Below are 5840 nucleotides of genomic sequence, written 5' to 3' on the forward strand. Positions count from 1 at the left end.
TAAACCGGTTTGCCGGCCTGGTTTAACCCGCAGAGTTGAAAAACATTTTTAGCCAGATCAATACCCAGAAATACGATATTCATGGTGATTCTCCTGGTGAGCGCATTTCGTACAGCCAACCGCAGCGGGAGGAGGTAGTCCATCCCATTACCTGGCGAAAGAAATACGGCGGAATCTCCCCTCTGAACTCAAACCTATGCGGTAACGGGCAGAGGAAAATCTACGGCTGAAGAGAGAGGCTGGCTATTGATCTCAGCCCCGACAAGGTGATGCTGCAGGGGGTATTGGTAAAAAGGGCTGACGCTGGCACCTCTGTGCGAATGGATCAGGGATTGACAGCTCCTATAGGGTGCCAGCGCAAGACAGGTCTGTTTTGCACTGCGGGTCAGCCGTAGTTCGTTCAGGTATCGCTCCGTTGCTGCCGATGGCAGCGCACTGCGCCTGCGTATCCGGGAGAGCACCGAAACGCGAATTCACTACGGATATCGCCGGGAGGGGGGCGCGACAATCACAAACGGACCTGCCGCCTCTATCGTGAGCAGGACCTGTCGCTGCGCCTCAAACGGCTATGCTGTCATAAATCTTCCCAGCAGCGGCCGCCGTAGCCTCATGGCGTCACGTTTGAGGCGTGGATTTTGTCGCTGATACGTTGTGCTGACTGCGCCTGTTGACGGTTATCGACCGTTACACCCGAGAATGGCTGGGGATAGGCGTGGGACAGCATCTGCGTTCGACAGAAGTTCGGGATGCCGGGCCGGACAGCATAGCGCACAGGCATCCTTTACCGCAGTTGCTGGAAACCGATAATGGTACTGATTTTGCAGTAAAAATATTGGACAGGTAGATGAAAGAGGGATGGTTACCGATGTCCGGAGGCGCGATCACGGCTTGAGCCTGTAAAAATGCCCTTGCTGATTCTGGGGGGGGGTGTGTTCGATGGGGGTCTTCTGGCGTTCCGGGGAGAGTAGACTTTCCCACTCCTCGGCAATAGCAAACAGGCTTTTAATGGCCTCCATGACAATACCGGTTGGTTTGCCAGAGAGTTGTACCCGTTGGTAAACGGCAAGTTGAGAGGTTCCAGGATAGATACCGATCCCCACCCCGCCACGCAGGGGCTCGATAGCCTGCTCTCCCAGCAAGGTGATGAAATCAGGAGTGGGATTATCAGGAAGGGGCGTTCCAAGCACGATGGAGATAGCAAGGCTGATATCATCTTGGTCACGATATACAGTGAGCTGCCATGGCGCTCTGCCTCTGCCTTCAGTTGACTCTTGGTTTATTTCACAGGAGAACAGGTTGTTCTCATCGAACACCACGCTTACCCCGAGGGGTGATAGGGACTCTTCAAAAATATCCATGATATTTATGCCATTCATTAATGGTTTATGTCGATATCTACTCGTTCGCACTTTCCTGAGTCGGGACTGTTTATCCTAGTTAACCACAAAATCTATCATAAGAGCTTATCTAAATAGGCTATTTGATTCTCAATTTTGCTCCTGGGCTGTGTTCACAATCTTCACGTACTGCGTGTAAGCTCCGGTTGTTGCGCGCTGTCCGTATCCAAACTGGCTGCAACAATATATGCCTACTGGGATAGGCTCTAAGTATAGTTATTCGAAGTCATAAATCAGCATAGTCAATTGAGTGAAAAAAATCCATATCATGAACGGTTGTGTTGGATTCAGAAACAACCCCCTCTGGTTTTTTATGTTCCATATCGACATGATTTAAATTTAATCTGCGGCAAACAAGCATCTCTATATCTTTTTTTCCACTGATGAGTGGGGCTATTTTTTTATCAATGGCGCTTAAGTGAATTTGTACATGGTGGCCTTTCTGACCGGCAATGATAGCACCCACTTTGTCGCTTGGACTCTTTTGCAGAAACTTAAGGATCTGTTCGGTTGTGTCTGAGGCTTGCTTAAATTCCAAGGGCGTTAATCTGTAGTTTGCAAACTCACCACTACTACCTGAGAAGCTATCAACATGATTTAGCGTAGAGCCTGCAGAAAAATCCATGGTTGAGAGAGAACGCCCATGATGCACCATAAAATTATAACTATGATTTAATCTTGTCATCCCATCTCTAGGAGCCCAGTCTGCGTGCGCAGAAAATATCGCACCACTGGATTTTGTCATCCCTTCTCTGAAAAAATAGGCGAGTATAACGCTACCATCTTCATTGAGTGATAGTTCATTGTGCCGATAATTAACCCCATTAAATGTCAATAAGGATGACCTAAACCCCTGCTCACATTTAAGAGTCTGAATGTTTTCAATGCTATTCTTTTCACTGATTTTGAACATAATTGTAGGTTCTTGGGTGGAGTTTTCATTGAATGCGCGGCTCTATTGAATAATAGCGAATCATGCTGTTTTCTGGCGCCATATCTGGTAGGAAAAACCAAGATGCTCAGGAAACGTATTGCCCTACATGTTGCAACTAAATGATTTTTCTTCGGTAGGGTTAGTCACTATATTGATTTAACAGCATAAAATATTTTTATTCAACAAAGTCTGCACAAGCGCTAACATCCTATCAGATATTTACTTTGCCTGATAAAAAGTGCGCTGAAACACCCGCTGGCAGCCACGGCAGCGATACCGGTCATGCCTGCAGGATTCTGACCATGGCGGTAACCTGAACAGCGTGACAACGGGGACAATGGACCTTAACGCTGGCCATGAGGGCAACTCAACAGTCCTCATTATTCATCAGATTTAACTTATTGGGGGCATCGCCGCTTTTTGAATAAATGACCCGGGAGCCTTTAATATGGGGTTGGTGGAGTGGAAGATGTTGCAGTATATGGAATTATTCCCGGGAAAAGGCCGTATTGATACTGACTCCTGCCGCCGAAAAATGACTATCATGATACAGGAATGCTGCATACAGCATATGGACTCCCAAAGCGCCACTGTCAGAATGACAATGAACTGTTCCGGGAGCCGTTATGCCCCGTCCGGCTTACCACATCAAATCATCAGGGACCTTAAAGTCGGCGTACGGATCATCCTCATCCTGCGCCTCCTGACTCAGGGTGCTGTTCAGGACAATGCTCCCGGCATCCCGCTGCGCGATTTTATCGGCAACGCTGGCCGGGATGATGGCGTACTCACCGTGACCACCGTTATCAACGGCCAGACGGGCAATGGCGAGGCGGCCGCTGACCAACTGGTTTTGTGTCAGCTTATCCACCGTGATTTTTTTGATGACGCTGCCATCTGTAAAGTTAAAATCGATATCGCCTCTTTTCAGGCTGATTCGGTTCATTTCAATCAGCTGCTTAACCTGGGCTTTGATCTCTTTGGCGATGGTCGCCTGCTTCTGCTGTTCACTCAGCTGCTTATCCCGCTCAAGCTGTGCCTGCTTTTTTTCCTCTACGGCCTCGCGGGCCTCGCGGGCCTGAACCCGTGATTTCTTGGCCGTTCTCTGGACTTTGGCCATCTTCTTATGGGTCACAAGTCCCGCTTTTAGCATCTGCTCTTGTAAGGTAAGTTTTGTCATCTTGGTTTCTGGCTCAGTCAGGTTATCCGGGAGAGTATACCCGTAATTTTCAGGGCTGTGCCACGTTACCGGGTAAAACCACACTCTGGCGGGCGCTCCCGGGGCATGTTGCCCAAGATCCAACCGGTCAGGGATGGGGGCGGCGGGGGAAAGGGGGCGTGATGATGCCGCAGGAAAAATCCGCACGGCACCACCGGTATTGAATGGTATCATTATCCTCCGATGCCCCGGCAATAACGCCCGGACGGCCTTTTTTATCCGCTGAGACTATCACTGTGACCTCCTTTGCTGAACTTAATGCCCTTCCTGAAGAACAACTCAACAACCTCAATGAGCTGGGCTACCAGACCATGACACCGGTGCAGGCGGCGACGCTGCCGGCCATTCTGGCGGGAAAGGATGTCCGCGCGCAGGCGAAGACCGGCAGCGGTAAAACGGCGGCGTTTGGTCTTGGCCTGCTGCAGCATATTGATGCCAGCCGGTTTATTACCCAGTCGCTGGTGCTGTGTCCGACCCGTGAGCTGGCCGATCAGGTGGCGGCCGCGCTGCGCAGGCTGGCGCGCTATATGCCGAATATCAAAGTGCTGACGCTGTGCGGCGGGGTGCCCTTCGGCGCACAGCGCGATTCACTGATCCATGCGCCGCACATCATTGTGGCAACGCCGGGAAGACTGCTTGATCACCTGAAAAAAGAGACCCTCAGCCTGGAGGCGCTGCAGACGCTTATCCTGGATGAGGCGGATCGGATGCTGGACATGGGCTTTGCCGATGCGCTGGACGAGGTGATTTCCTGGGCGCCGGAAAAGCGCCAGACGCTGCTGTTTTCTGCGACCTGGCCTGCGGAGATCGCCGCCATCAGCCGCCGGATTCAGCGCGATCCACTGACGATTGAGATCGATACCGACGGCGAGCTGCCCGCGGTGGAGCAGCGCTTCTACGAGGTCTCCCGCAGCGGCAAGACAGGGTTGCTGCAGGCGCTGTTAAGCCAGCATCAGCCGGCCTCCTGCGTGGTGTTCTGCAATACCAAGAAAGATTGCCAGGCGGTTTATGATGCGCTGGAGGAGAGCGGGCAGAGCGTGCTGGTGCTGCACGGCGATATGGAGCAGCGCGATCGCGATCAGACGCTGGTGCGTTTCGCCAACGGCAGCAGCCGGGTGCTGGTGGCGACCGATGTGGCGGCCCGGGGGCTGGATATTAAGGCTCTGGCGATGGTGATCAACTACGAGCTCTCCTGGGATCCGGAGGTTCACGTGCACCGTATTGGCCGCACCGCCCGCGCTGGGGCAAGCGGGCTGGCCATCAGCCTCTGCGCGCCGGAGGAGGCGCAGCGCGCCAACGCGCTGGAGGAGATGCTCGGCGTCAGACTCCAGTGGCAGCCTCAGCCGGACGGCGTTCGCATCGCCGCTCTGGAGGCGGCGATGGCGACCCTGTGCATCGACGGCGGTAAAAAAGCCAAAATGCGCCCGGGCGATATCCTGGGGGCGCTAACCGGCGAACTGGGGCTGGAGGGGGCGGATATCGGAAAAATCGACATCCACCCGACCCACGCGTACGTCGCCGTGCGCCGGGCAGTGGCCCGTCAGGCCTGGAAGCAGCTGCAGCAGGGGAAAATCAAAGGGAAGGCGGTGAAGGTCCGGCTGCTGAAGTGATCCCGTTCCGCTGATGCCGCAGTGGGTGACGCTGCGCCGCGTGTGGTATCCACGGCGGCAGCACGGGATTGTCAGGGGCCGCTGGTCGCCGCACCCCCAGCGGTGCCCAAAAATCCACGCCGCGGCGTGGATTTTTGGTATCGGGACAATCCCCATCGGGATAACTCCCGGCAGGGCAGGGGATGACGTCAGGCTTTCAGCCAGCCCGATCTCTGCTGATGGGGGAAAACTCCCGGCGCGCTGGCAACGGCCAAGGCCAAGCGGAAGGCCCAGCGGGGGGGCCGGTGGGGGGCGAAAAACGCTTTGCGCATACTCGACGGTGCCATAAGCGCCTATCCCACCAGGCTATTTGATTTGCCCTGTTGGTCCGGGGCCGTGCTCACAATCCTCACGTACTGCCTGTACGCTCCGCTGGTTGCGCGCTGTCCGAGCCCAAACTGGCTGCAACAATATATTCCTACTGGGATAGGCTCTACCTCTCCTGCGCTGTCGGTGCCCCGACAGCGCAGGAGAAATGGCGCCGGGCGCCGATAACGGCATCATCAGGCGCCATAAAATCCATATTTTTTACCCGGTGCGGCCCCCTCAGACAGTGGCTGGGGGATCCGGGAATAATACCCGGCACTCTTATTATCCAGTGCGCCGTAAAACCCCGTCCTTCAGGGCGGGGAGTATAAGGC

The 5840-nt window shown here is 54.2% G+C and carries 5 protein-coding genes; 1 reads left to right on the top strand and 4 read right to left on the bottom strand.

Translation table 11 applies throughout. The features are described 5' to 3' along the window. Positions 1–881: 881 nt before the first annotated feature. The 4 genes from EIEH_RS09395 to EIEH_RS09405 form a co-directional block, all read right to left on the bottom strand. Positions 882–1358 carry a type III secretion system chaperone family protein gene (locus tag EIEH_RS09395; protein WP_015870837.1) on the bottom strand — a complete coding sequence of 159 codons (477 nt, stop codon included), beginning with the start codon at positions 1356–1358 and terminating at the stop codon, positions 882–884. Between the two features lie 265 nt (positions 1359–1623). Further along, the gene (locus EIEH_RS09400; RefSeq protein WP_015870838.1) at positions 1624–2310 is read right to left on the bottom strand and encodes a hypothetical protein; all 687 of its coding nucleotides are present in this window, start codon (positions 2308–2310) and stop codon (positions 1624–1626) included. 301 nt (positions 2311–2611) lie between these two features. Beyond that, on the bottom strand, positions 2612–2689 hold the full coding sequence (locus EIEH_RS20105; RefSeq protein ID WP_071525716.1) for an IS1 family transposase: 78 nt from the start codon (positions 2687–2689) through the stop codon (positions 2612–2614). A 282-nt stretch (positions 2690–2971) separates the two neighbouring features. Beyond that, positions 2972–3511 (bottom strand): DUF2058 domain-containing protein, encoded by a 540-nt coding sequence (locus EIEH_RS09405; RefSeq protein ID WP_015870840.1) that lies wholly within the window; start codon positions 3509–3511, stop codon positions 2972–2974. Between the two features lie 275 nt (positions 3512–3786). On the opposite strand from EIEH_RS09405, the gene dbpA reads away from it, so the two are divergent. Then, complete coding sequence (gene dbpA, locus EIEH_RS09410; protein WP_015870842.1) at positions 3787–5160, top strand: ATP-dependent RNA helicase DbpA; 1374 nt, start codon at positions 3787–3789, stop codon at positions 5158–5160. The last annotated feature ends 680 nt before the right edge of the window (positions 5161–5840 follow it).

This window comes from Edwardsiella ictaluri ATCC 33202 (genome assembly GCF_000264785.1).
Classification (GTDB): Bacteria; Pseudomonadota; Gammaproteobacteria; order Enterobacterales; family Enterobacteriaceae; genus Edwardsiella; species Edwardsiella ictaluri.

What these genes read in the sequence shown, in the direction of transcription:
- EIEH_RS09395 (WP_015870837.1), bottom strand. Translation starts at nt 1,358, where the DNA reads ATGGATATTTTTGAAGAGTCCCTATCACCCCTCGGGGTAAGCGTGGTG.
- EIEH_RS09400 (WP_015870838.1), bottom strand. Translation starts at nt 2,310, where the DNA reads ATGTTCAAAATCAGTGAAAAGAATAGCATTGAAAACATTCAGACTCTT.
- EIEH_RS20105 (WP_071525716.1), bottom strand. Translation starts at nt 2,689, where the DNA reads ATGGCCAGCGTTAAGGTCCATTGTCCCCGTTGTCACGCTGTTCAGGTT.
- EIEH_RS09405 (WP_015870840.1), bottom strand. Translation starts at nt 3,511, where the DNA reads ATGACAAAACTTACCTTACAAGAGCAGATGCTAAAAGCGGGACTTGTG.